Source organism: Micromonospora pattaloongensis (assembly GCF_900107255.1).
Classification (GTDB): domain Bacteria; phylum Actinomycetota; class Actinomycetes; order Mycobacteriales; family Micromonosporaceae; genus Micromonospora_I; species Micromonospora_I pattaloongensis.
Genome location: NZ_FNPH01000003.1, coordinates 543,102 through 558,609 on the forward strand (window position 1 = coordinate 543,102; position 15,508 = coordinate 558,609).

16 protein-coding genes are annotated in these 15,508 nt (G+C 70.2%); 7 read left to right on the forward strand and 9 right to left on the reverse strand.

Annotated features, from left to right (window positions below; translation table 11 throughout):
* Positions 1–148 precede the first annotated feature (148 nt).
* From BLW47_RS12020 to BLW47_RS12040, 5 genes are all read right to left on the reverse strand, one after another.
* Positions 149–958 carry an inositol monophosphatase family protein gene (locus BLW47_RS12020; protein ID WP_091555531.1) on the reverse strand — a complete coding sequence of 270 codons (810 nt, stop codon included), beginning with the start codon at positions 956–958 and terminating at the stop codon, positions 149–151.
* Positions 955–1,410: a response regulator gene (locus tag BLW47_RS12025; protein WP_091555533.1), complete on the reverse strand. Its 456-nt coding sequence runs from the start codon at positions 1,408–1,410 to the stop codon at positions 955–957. Before BLW47_RS12025 ends, BLW47_RS12020 begins: the two co-directional genes overlap by 4 nt.
* Before the next feature lie 13 nt (positions 1,411–1,423).
* Entirely contained in the window at positions 1,424–3,052 is a 1,629-nt protein-coding gene (locus BLW47_RS12030) for a sensor histidine kinase (protein WP_425435386.1), read from the reverse strand.
* Complete coding sequence (locus BLW47_RS12035; RefSeq protein WP_425435387.1) at positions 3,049–4,275, reverse strand: PP2C family protein-serine/threonine phosphatase; 1,227 nt, start codon at positions 4,273–4,275, stop codon at positions 3,049–3,051. The genes BLW47_RS12030 and BLW47_RS12035 overlap by 4 nt, the downstream gene beginning before the upstream one ends.
* A 334-nt stretch (positions 4,276–4,609) precedes the next feature.
* Positions 4,610–6,943, reverse strand: coding sequence for a glycoside hydrolase family 9 protein (locus tag BLW47_RS12040; protein WP_091555535.1), 2,334 nt, complete (start codon positions 6,941–6,943; stop codon positions 4,610–4,612).
* Positions 6,944–7,111: 168 nt separating this feature from the next.
* On the opposite strand from BLW47_RS12040, the gene BLW47_RS12045 reads away from it, so the two are divergent.
* Positions 7,112–7,720: a helix-turn-helix domain-containing protein gene (locus BLW47_RS12045; RefSeq protein ID WP_091555537.1), complete on the forward strand. Its 609-nt coding sequence runs from the start codon at positions 7,112–7,114 to the stop codon at positions 7,718–7,720.
* Between the two features lie 44 nt (positions 7,721–7,764).
* Positions 7,765–8,436: an enoyl-CoA hydratase-related protein gene (locus BLW47_RS12050; RefSeq protein WP_091555539.1), complete on the forward strand. Its 672-nt coding sequence runs from the start codon at positions 7,765–7,767 to the stop codon at positions 8,434–8,436.
* A 37-nt stretch (positions 8,437–8,473) separates the two neighbouring features.
* On the opposite strand, the gene BLW47_RS12055 is transcribed toward BLW47_RS12050, so the two are convergent.
* Together BLW47_RS12055 and BLW47_RS12060 are read right to left on the reverse strand one after the other, a co-directional pair.
* The gene (locus BLW47_RS12055; RefSeq protein ID WP_139307249.1) at positions 8,474–8,797 is read right to left on the reverse strand and encodes a hypothetical protein; all 324 of its coding nucleotides are present in this window, start codon (positions 8,795–8,797) and stop codon (positions 8,474–8,476) included.
* Positions 8,794–9,147 carry a hypothetical protein gene (locus BLW47_RS12060; RefSeq protein WP_091555544.1) on the reverse strand — a complete coding sequence of 118 codons (354 nt, stop codon included), beginning with the start codon at positions 9,145–9,147 and terminating at the stop codon, positions 8,794–8,796. Before BLW47_RS12060 ends, BLW47_RS12055 begins: the two co-directional genes overlap by 4 nt.
* Positions 9,148–9,300: 153 nt before the next feature.
* Between BLW47_RS12060 and BLW47_RS12065 the strand changes: the two genes are divergently transcribed.
* Entirely contained in the window at positions 9,301–10,875 is a 1,575-nt protein-coding gene (locus BLW47_RS12065) for a methyl-accepting chemotaxis protein (protein WP_091555546.1), read from the forward strand.
* Between the two features lie 8 nt (positions 10,876–10,883).
* On the opposite strand, the gene BLW47_RS12070 is transcribed toward BLW47_RS12065, so the two are convergent.
* Positions 10,884–11,096, reverse strand: coding sequence for a hypothetical protein (locus tag BLW47_RS12070; protein WP_091555548.1), 213 nt, complete (start codon positions 11,094–11,096; stop codon positions 10,884–10,886).
* A 97-nt stretch (positions 11,097–11,193) separates the two neighbouring features.
* Complete coding sequence (locus BLW47_RS12075) at positions 11,194–11,454, reverse strand: hypothetical protein (RefSeq protein WP_091555550.1); 261 nt, start codon at positions 11,452–11,454, stop codon at positions 11,194–11,196.
* 275 nt (positions 11,455–11,729) lie between these two features.
* On the opposite strand from BLW47_RS12075, the gene BLW47_RS12080 reads away from it, so the two are divergent.
* The 4 genes from BLW47_RS12080 to BLW47_RS12095 all read left to right on the forward strand — a co-directional run bounded on the left by BLW47_RS12080 (position 11,730) and on the right by BLW47_RS12095 (position 14,670).
* Positions 11,730–11,975, forward strand: a complete 246-nt coding sequence (locus BLW47_RS12080; RefSeq protein WP_091555551.1) for a winged helix-turn-helix domain-containing protein — start codon at positions 11,730–11,732, stop codon at positions 11,973–11,975.
* Positions 11,976–12,145: 170 nt separating this feature from the next.
* A complete protein-coding gene (locus BLW47_RS12085; protein WP_091555850.1) occupies positions 12,146–12,358 on the forward strand; it encodes a winged helix-turn-helix domain-containing protein in 213 nt (70 codons plus the stop codon).
* Positions 12,359–13,160: 802 nt separating this feature from the next.
* The gene (locus BLW47_RS25085; protein WP_091555552.1) at positions 13,161–13,406 is read left to right on the forward strand and encodes a hypothetical protein; all 246 of its coding nucleotides are present in this window, start codon (positions 13,161–13,163) and stop codon (positions 13,404–13,406) included.
* A 322-nt stretch (positions 13,407–13,728) separates the two neighbouring features.
* Positions 13,729–14,670: an MOSC domain-containing protein gene (locus BLW47_RS12095; RefSeq protein ID WP_245736589.1), complete on the forward strand. Its 942-nt coding sequence runs from the start codon at positions 13,729–13,731 to the stop codon at positions 14,668–14,670.
* Positions 14,671–15,508: the final 838 nt, after the last annotated feature.

A 15,508-nucleotide genomic window follows, 5' to 3' on the forward strand; every position in this document is an offset into this window, starting at 1 on the left:
TCCCGGATCACCGCCGCATTAGCACACCCGGACCCCAATTCCCGCCCCGACCCGCCGAACCCACGCCCCCCGTCGATCAAGGAGTCGGCAGCAGCGCGGGCGGCCTTTTCCGCCGCCCGGCCCTTGCTCAATCCACGCCGGGGGTTGGTCACGTTGGGGATTCGGCCGAGAGCAGCGCGGTGTGGACGGCGTGCCAGATCTCGTCGGAGGCCGCCACCAGCAGCCCGGATCGGTCGTCGGCCGGGTCGTACGGGGTGCCGTCGAAGCGGGCCGCCACCCCGCCGGCCTCGCGCAGCAGCAGTGCGCCGGGCGTGTGGTCCCACGGCAGCGCGCGCCAGAAGAGCGCGAAGTGCTGGTGGCCCGCGAGGATGTCGAGGTATTCGCGCCCCGCGCAGTGCTGCCCGGCGAGCACCGCGCCGAGCCGCCGCGTGCCGGCGGCCGCCCGCGCCCGCAACTCGGGCGACAGGAACCGGATCATCGCCGGCCCGCGCAGGGCGGCCGGGCCGGGCGGTGGCTGCGGCGGACCCATCCGGAGGCCGTCGACGTACGTGCCGGCACCGGCCTCGGTCACCGCGAGGGTCCCGGCGATCGGGTCGTAGATCCAGCCCGCCACCGGCGCCCCGCCGCGCAGCAGCGCCACCATCAACACGAAGGGCGGGTGCCCGGCGGCGAAGTTGCCGGTGCCGTCGATCGGGTCGACGATCCACACGTCGCCGGTGTCGCGGAGCAGGCCGAGCCGGGACGGGTCGTCGGCCACCGCCTCCTCGCCCACCACGACGGAGCCCGGCAGCAGCCGCGTCAGCCCCTCGGTCAGCAGCTCCTCGGCGCGCCGGTCGGCGACCGTCACCAGATCTCCGGGGGCCTTCTCCCGGACGTCGGTCTCGGAAAGCCCGCCGAACAGCGGCAGCACCGCCGTCGCGGCGACGTCCCGGAGCAGCGCGGCGACCTCGTCGATCATGCGGTGCGCGGCGGCAGCTTCACCACGCTGACGAAGAACTCGTCGATCTGACGGATCACCGCGATGAAGCGGTCGAAATCCACCGGCTTGGTGACGTACGCGTTGGCGTGCAGCTGGTAGCTGCGCAGGATGTCCTCGTCGGCCTGGGACGTGGTGAGCACCACGACGGGGATCTTCCCGAGCTCCTCGTCCTTCTTTATCTCGGCGAGCACCTCGCGCCCGTCCCGCTTGGGCAGGTTGAGATCGAGCAGGATCAGGTCGGGCAGGACCGCGTCCGCGTACTTTCCCTCGCGGCGCAGGTAGGCCAACGCCTCGGCGCCGTCGGAGACCACGTTGAGCCGGTTGCCGACCTTGTGCTCCTCGAACGCCTCCTGGGTCATCAGGACGTCGCCCGGGTCGTCCTCGACGAGCAGCACCTCGATGGGCTGGTGTCCGTTCGACGGTGCCGTCATGCCCGCATCTCCTTCACGCCACGATCTGTTCGTTCTGGTCCGCCGCGGCGGCGGGCGGCTCCGGGCCGTTCTCCTCGTCGCGCGTGACGTCGCCACGCTCCTCGGGGAGCACCGGGAGTGCAAAGCTGATCGACGCCCCCTCGGCGACGTCCAGATCGACCCACACCCGGCCCCCGTGGTACTCCACGATCTTCTTCGCGATGGCGAGCCCGATGCCGGTGCCCGGGTAGGCGTCCTTGGCGTGCAGCCGCTGGAAGATCACGAAGATCTTATCGGCGAACTCCGCCTCGATGCCGATGCCATTGTCCCGGCAGGTGATCTCCCACTCATCGCCGACCCGGCGCGCCGAGATGTGCACCTTCGGCGGCACGTCCGGGCGGCGGAACTTCAGCGAGTTGCTCACCAGGTTCGCGAGAAGATTGGCCAGCAGCGGCTCCTCGCCGAGCACCATCGGCAGCTCCGACCAGGTGACCTCACCGCCGGCGTACTGGCGGGCCGCCTCCGTCTGGGTGGCGACGTCCGACATCACCCTGTTCAGGTCGACCTCGGTGAAGCCGCTCGTCAGCCGGCCGATCCGGGAGAAGGCCAGCAGATCGTTGATGAGCCGCTGCATCCGCTGCGCCCCGTCGACGGCGAACGCGATGTACTGGTCGGCGCGCTCGTCGAGCTGCCCCGCGTACCGCCGCTGCAGCAGCTGACAGAAGCTGGCCACCTTGCGCAGCGGCTCCTGCAGGTCGTGCGAGGCGACGTACGCGAACTGCTCCAGGTCGCGGTTGGAGCGGGTCAGCTCCTCCGCCTGCTTCTGCAACTGGCCGTTGACCCACTCGATCCGACTCCGCGCCTCGCGCACCTCCGCCAGATCCGCCGCGATCCGCCGCCGCATCGCGTCGACGTCGGTCGCCAGCCCCGCCAGCTCAGGCGGCCCGACGATCCGGATGTCCCGCTGGTAGTCGCCGCCGGCCACCTCCCGCACCTCCCCGGCGAGCGCGGTCACCGGCGCGATAACCAGCCGGTTGAGCGCGATCAGCAGCGCCGCGCCGGCGAGCACCACCACGACGGCCGCGAGGATCAGCAGCAGCACGAGCGTGTCGCTGGCGCGCCGCGCGTCCTCGGCGACGCTGGCGCGGCGCTCCGCGATCTCCGACTGCAGCCCCTCCACGGCGACGCGGATGGTGTCGAACCGTTCCCGTGCGGCGGGGTTCAGCAGGTCCTGCCCCGCCGCCGTGCCGCCCGTCGAGACGCGCTGGATCACCGGCTCGGCCACGGTCTGCCGCCACTGCCGCGCCCGCTCTTCGACCACCAGCAGTCCGCCGTCGATCTCCTTGTCGCCGTCGGAGATCCGCCGCATCGAGGCCAGCAGCTCGCGCTCGCGCCTCAGCCCCTCGTTGTACGACGTGAGATCGGCCCGATCGCCGGAGACGGCGTACCCGCGGACGCCGGTCTCCTGGTCGACGAGCGCCGCCATCATGGCCTGGGCGTCGGTGCGCAGCGGGCCGGTCTTGTTCAGCAGCGTGTTGAGGTGCTCGCGGTTGTCCGCGCCGAACACGGCGGCGACGGTGGCGAGCAGCGTCAGCACTGTGCCGACCGTGATCGCCAATAGCCTCACCCGCTGCCGCAGGGTGCGTTCCTGAGCCTTGATCACCGGCCGCCACCCCGGCTGACCAGCAGCATCGCCACGTCGTCGGCGAGCGGACCGCCGTTGACCTCCTCGGCGCGGCCCACCAGCCAGGCCGGCAGGTCGCCGAGCGGCACCTGCCGGGTGGCCGGCTCCGCGAACAGGGTCTGCAGCCCCGACACGTCGAGGCGCTCGTTGCTGGGGCCGATCCGCCCCTCGATGAGTCCGTCGGTATACATCAGCAAGGACCAGTCGTCGCTCGGAAACTCCACATCGAATGCGGTCGGCCGGCGCGGCGCCACGCCGAGCAGCAGACCGCCCGGCGCCGGCACCGGGGTCACCGTCCCGCCGGAGAGCAACAGCGGCGGCGGGTGCCCGGCCAGCCGCACCCGCGCCCGGTTCTCCGCCAGGTCGAGCTGGACCGCGGCCACGGTCGCGAAGATCTCCCGCAGCCGCCGTTCGGTCATCAGCACCTGCTCCAGCGCCGGCAGCACCTCGTCTTCGGGCACCCCGGCCAGGATCAAGGCCCGCCAGGCCACCCGCAATTCGACCCCGAGCGCCGCCTCGTCGGCGCCGTGCCCGCACACGTCGCCGATGATCAACTCGATCCGGTCCGGCGCGGTCTGCACCACGTCGAAGAAGTCGCCGCCGATCAGCGCCGCGTGCCGGCCCGGCCGGTAGAAGGTGTGCACCGCCACCTGATCGCTCTGCATCAGCGGCTGCGGCAGCAGGCCCCGCTCCAGCCGCGCGGACTCGGCCTGCCGCAGCTCGACCTCGCGCAGCCGGCGGGCGTTCTCGTCGGCGCGCTTCCGCTCGACCGCGTACCGCAGCGACCGGCTCAGCAGCACCCCGTCGACCTGCCCCTTGACGAGGTAGTCCTGGGCGCCCTCGCCGACCGCCGCCACGCCCAGGTGCTCGTCCTGCCGACCGGTGAGCACGCAGACCGCCGCCCGGCCGGCCATCGCCAGCACAAGCCGCAGCCCGTCCAGCCCCTGTGCGTCGGGCAGCCCGAGGTCGAGCAGGACGCAGTCCATGCTGGCGATCTGCTGGCGGGCCTGCGTGAGGCTCGTCGCGACGACCAGGTCGACCGCCGCCTCGGCCTCGGCGAGCAGTTCGGTGACGAGGAAGGCGTCCCCCTCGTCGTCCTCGACCAGCAGCACCTTCAGCCGCTCGGGCTGCGGCAGCACGACGCCCCGATCGAGCCCGCGCTGCGGCTGGGCCGGCAGGGGCACCACGGAAGCCCCGGTCACGCCGCGACCCGGGTCGGCGGCGCGATCGTCAGCCGTCGCGCTGGCGGTGGTGTGATTGCGGGCTCCTTCGTGGGCGTCCGGCCGATCGTGTACCAGCCAACGCTCCCACACAACACGACGAGTGGTAACGGCCGGCCTACGACAAGTGTGACCGACCGAATTTGCTAGGCGCTCTCTGGTTGCCGTTCGGCAACTAACCTACGTGAGATCGCCGCCGGATCCCAGGCCGGGCCCGGCCCTCGGCGCCCGCCCTCCGGTGTCGCCGCCGGGCGGGTCGGCGCACAGCAACGGGCGGGGGACGCGCTGCCGCCTCCCCCGCCCGTCACGCCGTCCGCTAGAAGCGGCTGCGCGCGTCCCCGGCCCCCTGGTCGGCGACGAACGCCGCCACCCAGGCGAGCGGCGAGTTCCAGTTGATCGTCAACTCGTTGGTCGACCAGGACTCGATGTCGTCGATGTAGCAGAACTGCGGGGCGCAGTTGCGCAGCTTCTGCTGGGCGAGCGGGTCCTGAATCGAGGAGTTCGGGCCCCCGGCCAGCGTCCCGCGCGGCGGGTTCGGCAGCGCGGGGTCGAGCTGGCGGGCGTACCACCGGCTGTGCTGGTTGTGGGAGGCCACCTCGCCGTAGCCGGTCACGTAGGAGTGGTTCAGCGCGTTGCGGCCGAAGATGTAGTCCATCGTCTCCAGCACCCCCTCGCGGTACTTGGCGTTGCCCGTGATGTCGAACGCGGTCGCCATGACCACCGCGTTGTTGAGGATCAGGTTGTTGGAACCCCAGTCGTACGTGTTGTCGGCGGGCGCGTACGGAATGCCGTACGGGTGGGCCCGCAGGGTCGCCAGGTACGTGTCGGCCCCCTGCGCCACCGAGGCACGGACCCGCTCCCGGTCGGGCAGCCGGTTCGGCAGCGTGGCCAGGTCGAGGCGGCCGAGCTGAGCTGTGCTGCCCCAGTCGAAGCCGCGGTCGCGCCAGATGTTGGCGGTGTGGTGCGGGGAGGCGAGCACGAAGTCGCGGAACTCCGTACCGCCGGTGGTGATGTAGAGCTCGGCGGCGGCCCAGTAGAACTCGTCGCTGACGTCGCCGTCGCTGTAGGCGCCGCCGCCGTTGCCGTCGGCCGGGTCGGCGTACACCGTGGGGTTGGCCTTCGCGGCGGCCCAGGCCGCCTTCGCCGCGGCCAGGTTCCGGGCGGCGAACGCCCGGTCGTACGGAGCGAAGACCCGCGCCGCCTGCGCGGCCGTGGCCGCCAGGTTGAGCGTGGCCGCGGTCGACGGCGGGTGCAGCTCGCGCTTCTTCGCGTCGAGGTGCGGCAGCAGCGGCAGCCCGGTCCACGAGTCGTCATGGATCTTGTGGTGCGCCATGCCGGCCCGCGGCTTACCCGCCGGCACCTGCATGCTGAGCAGGAACTCCTGCTCCCACCGCGCCTCGTCGAGGATGTCCGGCACCCGGTTGCCGCTCTCCGGCAGGGCCAGCGTGCCGTCGCCCAGCTTCCACGGCCGGCCCGTCCGGGCCAGCGCCGAGCGCTCGTACTCGCTCATCAGCTGGTAGACCGAGATGCCGCCGTTGACCACGTACTTGCCGTGGTCGCCGGCGTCGTACCAGCCGCCGGCGACGTTCAGCGTGTAGTCGCAGACCCCCGGCTGGCAGGGCACCGCCGTGTCGCCCTGGTTCGGCGCCACGCCCACGTGACCGGCGGGGCGGCCGTAGCCGGGACGGAGCCGGTCGAGGATCTCTATGCCGCTGCGCTGGGTGTAGTAGAACTTCAGCGCGTCCAGGCGGAGCTGCTCGTAGAAGGCCGAGCCGATGTCGAACGGCCGGCTCGTCTCCCCGTCGGCCACCAGCGTGTAGCCCGCGCCCTCGCTCCGGTAGCCGGTGAAGTCGATTGTGTGCACGCGCTGGCCGGACGACGCGTCCAGGCCGCGCGGGGTGGTCCGGCCGGTGGCCACGACGGTGCCGGCCGCGTTCCTGAGCTGCCACGGCAGCGCGTCGGCGGCGTCGGTGACCACGGTCGCCCTCTTCGGCCCCTTCGGCAGGTAGCCCACCTGGTTCACCCGGACCCGCGGGCCGGTGTCCGGGACGTACTCCTCGGGCTCCGCACCACCCTGCAGGGAGACGTTGTCCGCGCAGAAGGTCCACGGGGTGGCGCTGCCGCCGAGCTGGAACGCGACCTGCGCGTTCGGCAGATCGACCGGCGAGGTGAACGTGTACGTGTAGTCGTTGCCGGAGACGCTCAGCTCGGGATTGACCGCGAGGTACTGGGTGTACGGGTCGACCGGCAGCTGCACGAGCGCCTTGCCGACCTTGGCGGGCGTCGCCCGGCCGAAGAACCGGAACTGGTACGTCTCGCCGGCCACCAGCGGCACGTTGTCGTGCCCGATGATCACGTCCCACGGGTTGACGGTGCCACCGGGGATGTCCGCGCAGAGTTGCCCGGTGCTGGAGTCGAGCGTGATGTTGCCGGTGCCCCACCACGGGGCGTGGCCGTTGTCGAAGGTGCCGTTGACGATCTGCTCCGGCCCGTCGGCCTGGGCGGCGGTGCCAGTCAGGCCCGTGACGGCCAGCGTGGTCGCCAGCGTGACGGCGAGCGGCACGGCCCGCCGGGTTCGTGTGAACACGTGAGTCCTTTCGATGGGGCGGCGACCCGGGGGTGGACGCCGCCGGCCGGGGGTGAGGTGCATCGAAAGATCACTGGGAGCGCTCCCAGCTGTCCCGCATGTTCCCAGCGTGTTACCGCGCTGTCAATAGACGCTCACGGCTGCCGTTCTCGTCTCGCCATCCCCCATCATAGTGGAGCGGCCGCTCCACTATGATGGGGGCGACTACACGGGCCGCAGAGGAGGACGCCGATGCCCCGGCCACGGGTCCACGCGCCCGACGCCGTCCTGGACGCCGCCGAGGAGCTGCTGGTCGAGCGCGGTCGCGCGCAGCTGACCATCCGCGTCCTGGCCGAGCGGTCCGGCGCCTCCAACGGCAGCATCTACCACGCCTTCGGCTCGTTGGAGACCGTCGTGGGGGCCGCCTGGCTGCGCCGTGCGCGGCAGTTCCTCACCCTGCAGGCCACCGCCGTGGAGCAGGAGCTGGCCGCCGGCGACGGCCGGCGGGCCGTGCAGGCCGCGGCCGACGCGCCGGCCCGGCTCGCCGACGACGACCTGCGCGCTGCGCAACTACTGGTCGCCCTGCAGCGTGACGACGTGCTCACCGACGCGGTGGCCGCACCGATCGCCGACAAGCTGCGGGCGCTCGACACCACCCTCGTCGCCACCCTCCGCCGGCTGGCCCGGGCGGTCTGGGACCGCGGTGACGCCGCCACGGTTGACGTCGTCACCGTCTGCGTGGTGCGGCTGCCCGCGGCGCTGCTGTTCGGCGAGATCCGCACCGGGCGCGTCCATCCACACACCCGAGCCCAGCTCGCCGCCGCCGTCGGCGCCGTCCTCGACTGCGGCCCACCGCACTGAGCACTCAGCACCCACGCACCGCCACACCACCCGGAGGAGCCCCGATGCCCACGCTGGAACGTCACGACGACGTCTTCGTCCTCGACCTCGGCGACACCGAGAACCGCTTCCACCCCGACTGGCTGGCCGCGGTTGGCGCCGCCCTCGACGAGGTCGAGGAGACCGACGGGCCGCGCGCCCTGGTCACCGTCGCCACGGGCAAGTTCTTCTCCAACGGCCTGGACCTGGACTGGCTGGGCGCCCACCCCGACCAGCAGGAGGGCTACGTCCGCGACGTCCACGCGCTGCTGGCCCGGGTGCTGGCGCTCCCAGTGATCACCGTGGCAGCGCTGCAAGGGCACACCTTCGCCGCCGGCGCCATGCTGTCCCTCGCTCACGACATGCGGGTGATGCGCGCCGACCGCGGCTTCTGGTGCCTGCCCGAGGCCGACATCAACATCCCGTTCACCCGCGGCATGTCCGCACTCATCCAGGCCCGGCTGGCTCCGCAGACCGCCCACGAGGCGATGACCACCGCGCGCCGCTACGGCGGCGGCGACGCACTGACCGCCGGCATCGTCGACCACGCCGTTCCCGAGGACGCCGTCCGCTCCACCGCCCTGCAACTCGCCGCCGCCCAGGTCAGCAAGGCAGGCACGACCCTCGCCACCATCAAGACCCGCATGTACAGCCCGGTCCTCGACCTGCTGCGCGACCGCACCAACCCCCGCGGCTGACTGCGTCAGCACGCAGGACCCGCTGGTACGCCCCTGCTCACAGACCGAAGACCTTAGCCGCCACTGCGCCCACGACGAGCCAGACCAGGGCCCCCAGCGCGCAGGCGATAGGGACGACTACCCCGACCCATGTCCTGACTCCCCCGCCCCATGTCCTGACGAAAGCGAAGGGGACGAACAACGCCAATCCCGCGACGACAAGCACGCCGCACACCGCAGTCAGGTACGCACGGTGTCCATCACTAGCAACTTGCTCCCAACCGGACCGGAGCAGCGCGATGAGAAACAAATCGAGGAGCCCGACCGCCAAGACGGTGACCGTCAGACCCGCTCCGTAGATCACTTTTGCCGTTCCCGTCATGCCGCTACCTTCCACACGTGCCGAACGGCTGGCGCCGTTTTCAGAGCGAGGGCCGGGCTGCTCCCTGAGGGGCCCGTGGCCCGGCCGCCGTGACAACCGGTTTGGGGGGCTTGGGAACCGGACTTCGGATCGTAGCTGCGACGTCTCACTGACAAGATCAGCTCAACGGTGCCGGTCACCTGTCCGTTCATCTCCGCAGCCAAGGTCAGGACGTCGCCCTCGGCACGCAGCTCGTCCTCACGGGCCATCGCCGCCACCGACTGCTCCCGGCCGCGCGGCTCGGTGCCGAGCATCCAGCGACACACGTCCGGCCGGCGCTGATACGCGTGCACGTAGTCAAGCTCGTCCATCGCAACCGGCCGGAGGATGAGCCGGCGCGTGCGGGTCGGGTTGAACGCGGGCCGGAGCGTACGGGGTCCCCGCAGTTCTTCTCACGGACCGCCCGCGCCTGCCGACAGACGATCGAGTTCTTTCGAGCGTTGTCCGCGGACAGGAACAGGTACATGAACAAGAACCCGCTGCGTGGGAGCATCCAGGCTCGCCTGATCACCGCGTTTCTCGTCGTTGCCGCACTGTTGGTCGCGGTCGGCCTGCTCAACACGCTGCAGCAGCGCGACCTCAAGGACCGCGCGACGGCGATGGCGCAGCGGGACGTGACGCCGCTGGCCGATCTTCGTGCGACGCAGGCACTGATGTACGACTTCTCCGTGACGGACCTGGTGCGCGAGGTCGTGCCGGACCCGCAGGCGAAGAAGTTCTACACGGACCGGGCACAGCAGTTGGTCGCCGGCGTCGAACCGGCGCTGCAGAAGCTGCGCGCCGACGCGCCGGCCGAGCTGAAGCCGCAGGTCGACCGGCTGGTCGAGACGTGGCGCACGTTCCTGTCCTCCCACGAGCAGCGTGCGGCCAACACCGACCCGGCCAAGGCGAAGGAACTGAACGACACGACCACCAAGCTCTACACCAAGGTTAACGAGGAAATCGCCGCGCTGAGCGCCACGCTGGTGCAGGACAGCACGCAGCAGCGCGCCGCGATGGAGGACCTGTACGGGACGTCGCGCAACCGCACGATCGTGCTCGTCGCGGTCGGCGTACTGCTGGCCGTCGCACTCGGGGTGCTGGTCGCCCGCAGCGTCCGCCGGCCGGTGGCCGCGATGGTCGACAGCCTGGAGCGGCTCGCGGAGGGCGACCTGACGCACGAGGTCGACGTGCGCTCCGACGACGAGATCGGTCGGATGGGACACGCGCTGCGGCGAGCGCTGGACAACGTACGCGAGACCGTGGCCGCAGTCGCCGGTTCGGCGTCGATGCTGTCGTCGTCGGCCAGCACCCTGTCGGCCGCCAGCCGCGAGATGAGCGGTGCGGCGCAGTCGACGTCGGAGCGGGCGGTGCGGGTGTCGTCGGCCGCGGACGCCGTGCTGGGCAACGTGCAGACGGTGGCGAGCAGCAGCGACCAGATGTCGGCCTCCATCCGGGAGATCGCGCGGAACGCCGGAGAGGCGGCCCGGGTGGGCGCGGAGGCGGCGGCAGCCGCCGAATCCACGAACGAGACGATCGCCCGGCTCGGGGAGTCGTCCGCCGAGATCGGCAACGTCGTCAAGGTCATCACGTCGATCGCTGAGCAGACGAACCTGCTGGCGCTGAACGCCACCATCGAGGCGGCGCGCGCCGGGGATGCCGGCAAGGGCTTCGCGGTCGTCGCCAGCGAGGTGAAGGACCTCGCCCAGGAGACCGCCAAGGCCACCGAGGACATCTCCCGGCGGGTGGAGAAGATCCAGATGGACAGCGAGGGCGCGGTCGGGGCGATCGCCGCGATCAGCCAGGTGATCAGCCGGATCAACGAGTTCCAGACGACGATCGCGTCGGCGGTCGAGGAGCAGGCCGCCACCTCCGCGGAGATGACCCGCAACGTGGCCGCCGCGGCGGATGGCAGCGGCGACATCACGAAGGGAATCGCCGAGGTGGCCGACGCGACCCGGTCGACCAACGCCGGCGTCACCGAGACCGAGCACGCCGCCGGACAGCTGGCCGAGCTCAGCGCGGAGTTGGAGCGGCTGGTCGCCCGGTTCCGGTACTGACGCCTCCGCTACGTCGTACTCGCCGGCGGCGGCGCCGGCGAGTACGACGGGCCCGCGCCGCCCGGCAGAAAGAGATCGTGTACGACGAGCTGCGCGAACGCTTCGGCTCGCGGCCGGCACTTGCGCACCCCGCACACGAGGCAGATCCCGTTACGCGTCCGGTGCTCCGCGACCACCTGCCACCAGTCGGCGATGAGCTTCTCCGGAATCTGGTCGCTCATTCCGGCAGTCGTCACCTCCAACACCGGCTCGCCGCGACCACCACGACGATCGCGACGAGAAGCGCGCCGGGCCATCCGGTGTCCCGCAGCCGGCGGATCACGACGGGGCGGCGGGGCGCTGGCGGATGCCGTAGAGCTGGCGCATCCCCATCGTGATCAGCGGGGCGTTCGACACCATCACGGTCGGCGCGTTCCAGTCCGGCTGCTCGGCGAGGTGGAGCTCCGGGTGCCGGCCAACCTGCTCAGCCGGGGCGGCGCCGGGGGCGTAGGCCCCGCGCCGCGAGACGTACGCCGTCGCCGGACCGATCGGGTCGTCGAGACGCGCCTGGCGTCGCATGAACCACTTCCACCGTGGCATAAGGGGCCTCCGTCGGGAGGTGCGGCGGCACCGTCATGGGGGAATCGCGGGCCGCCGCACCGGTCTGGGGGTGGCTTGACCTGCGGTGCAGGGGTGGGACAGGCCGGCGCGAGTCGCGGTCCCTCACGTCCCGCACCGGCCCGGTGCTCGACGGCCGGCCCCGAGCGCCAACCCAGGAGCCGAACCGTCACCTGGAGGGTAGGTGCAACTGGTGAAACTGGTCAACGGGTCACTGCGCGTGCTCAAATCGGCGAGCCAACCCAGGAGCCGACCCGATGCCGCGCCACCTCACTTACCGCGAAATCGCCGACGATCTCGCCGAACGGATCTCTGTCGGCGACTACGCGCCAGAGTCGAAGCTGCCCTCATACACCGAGCTAGGCCGCCTGTACGACGTCTCCTACGCGACCATTCACCGCGCCGTGCGCATCCTGCGCGAGCGGGGCATCGTGTACGGCGAGTCCGGGCGCGGCGTGTTCGTGTCGGAGGCAGAAAGTAAGGGGTCAACGGCGACGAGCTGACTACGCAGCGCGCTAGTCGGTGCAGTATCCACGGCAACAGGCAAACCGGCCACAGGGAGACATTCGGGTCTAACGCCCGTATCATGCCCGGGCCTACGGGGCTGTTGAGCGCCGATCGCGGTGCGTGATCTCATCGGGGCGCCAACCCAGGAGAAGCAGTGCCCCAACGAATGACCTACGAGCAGATCGCCGATGATCTCGCGGCTCGGATCGAGTCCGGCGAGTATGCAGCCGGCGCCCAACTGCCCTCGTATCCGCAGCTAGCAACGCTGTACAGCGTTTCCTATGCGACCGCACAGCGGGCGATCGGTGTCCTCCGGATCCGCGGCCTGGTGGTGGGCTTCCCCAGGCGCGGGGTGTTCGTGCGGGAGCCGGACGAGTAACAGGCGCGCTGAACTGCGGCGATTACGGGGCGGGTTTGTCGACGCACTATTCACGACAACGGGCAAAGTGGCCACATCGAGAACACGCGGACGCAACTGGGGTGCGTTCGGCCGAGTAAGCGAATCTGCCGATGGACAAACGCTCCCGGAGGGTATGCGGCATACCAGCGCCCCTCGCCCACCTCCAGCGAGGAACGCCTCGCCTTGCGCGCAGTCGCCGACGTGGCCGGGACGCCGCAGGGATCACTGGACACGGAGTTTCCGAGCTGGCAGACGGCCGCTGGGCGCAGTGGTCCATGAATAGGCGACACGGCCTGGGATGAGGGACTTTCGCGTCAACTAAGGATGTGCTGCGATGTGTCTCGCTTACAAGTTCTGCGCGCCCCGCCCGGCGGCGTCCGTACAGGTCAGTTACCTCGGACCATTCATCCGCACGCCGCTTGCGACGGGTGTTCTCGTCCGGCTTCGTTGCTGTCAGCGTTGCTGTCTCGACCTCTTCCGTGGCAACGCGGGTATTGGGCCTCGTCTGGCGTCACCTGATGTCCCGCCGCGCTTCCTGGTACAGCTCGCGAGACGTCCGCCGCCACCGTCTAACAACGACTGCTGTTACCTTCGCTGACTTCTTGCTTACTCGGTCATGCCGCCGCGCCCACTACGGCCACTTGACGTCAATGACCACGGCGCTAATACGTACGTAGCGTGTCGCCCGGTCGATGCCGGGTCGTCCGTCTGGCGGGTCTCGCCTCCGTAGTTGTTCAGCTACCGTCAGCCGTACTTGACCGCCCCGAGAGGATCACCCAGCGTGGACACCGACCCCGGCGCATACCCGCAGCCGCAGCCGCCGTACCCGCCGCACTACGTGCAGCAGCCGTACCCGCCGTACGGGTACCTGCCCCCGCCACCGCCGCAGCATGTCGTCACAAAGACGTCGCTCAGCGGGTCGGCGCATGCAGTACACGGGGTGCTCACGGTGTGCACGGCCGGACTCTGGGCTCCGGTTTGGATCCTGCACGCGATCTTCGCGCAACGTCGGACGACGACGCAGTGACCCAAACGCTCCCTTCCAACTTCCGCCCGGACAACGAGACGGAGTCGAGGTGCTCTTTCCCGACTCGGTAACGGCACGCTCGGGGTACGCGTTCGCCCCAGCGAGGTCGCGCCTACCTGACCGAAGGTCTCGGATCCTCTACCTCGACGGCGCCTGGCGCGACCACGAGCGCTGGACGATCACGTCGGACATACTGAGCCGCTCCTAGTCGAGCGTCGGAGTCCCGGCTCATCCCCCACCCGACGTCCGGCCCGATCGGTGCGGTGTGCGCAGTACCGCCTCCCGCGCGGGTTCTCGCGGACCGCCCGCCACCTCCGCGGAGATGACCCGCAACGTGGTGGCCGCCGCAGATGGCAGCGGCGACATCACGAAGGGAATCGCCGAGGTGGCCGACGCGACCCGGTCGACCAACGCCGGCGTCACCGAGACCGAGCACGCCGCCGGACAGCTGGCCGAGCTCAGCGCGGAGTTGGAGCGGCTGGTCGCCCGGTTTCCGGTACTGACGAGCACCTGGGTGACACATCCGGTTAGACGATCTTGCTCGGGTCGGCCGTCTAAGGTCAGATCGATGAAGCTAGCCGAGATTCGCTGTTATCCGATCAAGTCACTGCTCGGTGAGCAGCTCACAACAGCCGAGGTCGACCAGCGAGGACTAGTTGGTGATCGCTTGTGGGCTGTGCGTGACACGGACGGGAAGTTGGGCAGCGGGAAGAACACTCGTCGCTTCCGGCGGATGCCCGGCCTGTTCACGCTCCGCGGACATTCTGGCGATCCGGTGCCGGTCGTCGAGCTGCCAGACGGAAGCCGCTTCGCTGCGGACAAGCCCGCGGGGCATGGGGCAGTCAGCGAGGTGCTCGGCCGTCGCGTGACGATCGAGCGCGAAGCGGAGGTTATGCACCATGACGAGGGCCCGGTAAGTCTCATCACCACCGCCGCCCTGCGGCGACTCCATGACCTAGTAGGGGAGCCGGTCGACCCAGTGCGCTTCCGGGCGAATCTGCTCGTCGACGTACCGGGCAGGGACTTCCCAGAGGATGGCTGGCTCGGGCGAGCCGTTCGCATCGGTTCCGAGGTTGTGTTGCGACCACGCCGGCGGCTTACCCGATGCGTCATGATCGACCTTGCGCAGGAGGACGCTCCACAGCAGGGACACCTCTTGCGGACCGTTGCCGAGCACCACGACATGACGTTCGGCGTCTGGGCGACAGTCGAACGCCCTGGTCGTATCCGGCTGCAGGACGCGGTCGAAGTCGTCCCGGCCTGAGACCGCACCAAGCCCACCGGGTGTCACGCAGGTCCTGATACCGACTTGTCACGCAGGCCCGAGACCGGACATGCCGGCAGCCGGCCGCGTCCTGTCACGGGACATGCTTGACACTCGCGTCCCACCAGATGCTTAACATGATCGATACGTCGTTCGCCGTCCGCGTGGGTAGCCTCATCCGATGCAGACCTCGATGCGTGACCTGACCGACGACGACCGTGAGCTGGTCGAGTAGGCCCGACAAATTGTGGATGCAAACACGGACGGCGTGGACGGCGTCCACACCGTGGGCGCAGCGGTGCGGGGAGTCGATGAGGCATGTACGGCGGCATCAACCTGCACCACTTCACCGTGGCCCCTGCGCTGAACTGGTCGCACTTGGTCACGCCCGTGCCTCTGGGGCTCGCGAGCTGACGACAATCGTGGCGGTGGGCAACGTCGGCCGAGGTCCCGTCAGTCCCTGCGGGCGAGACCGCCAGGTGCTGTTCGACTACCACCCAGACATCAGGGTGATCCTGCCAACCTTGGCTGGCGCGAAGAGCGTGTGGATCCGCGACCTAATACCACTGGTCGCCCTGTGGACGCCGTAGGCATCTAGGTCAGCTGTCGAACATGCGGTGGACGCGAGTGTCAAGCATGTGGTGGGACTACGACAGCCGGCAGCCGGCCGGCAAGGCGAGGTCCTGCGCGTGGCCTGTCTCCAGCAGTGCGGCAGCGAGCTGCCTCATAGAACTGATGATTGCAATCGCTCCCGCTCCGGCCAAAGCATCGCCCTTCCTCGCCCTGTTTTGTTGCTCACCACGTGGAGGCGCCTCCCTGTAGACCTCGCTGCGCCGAT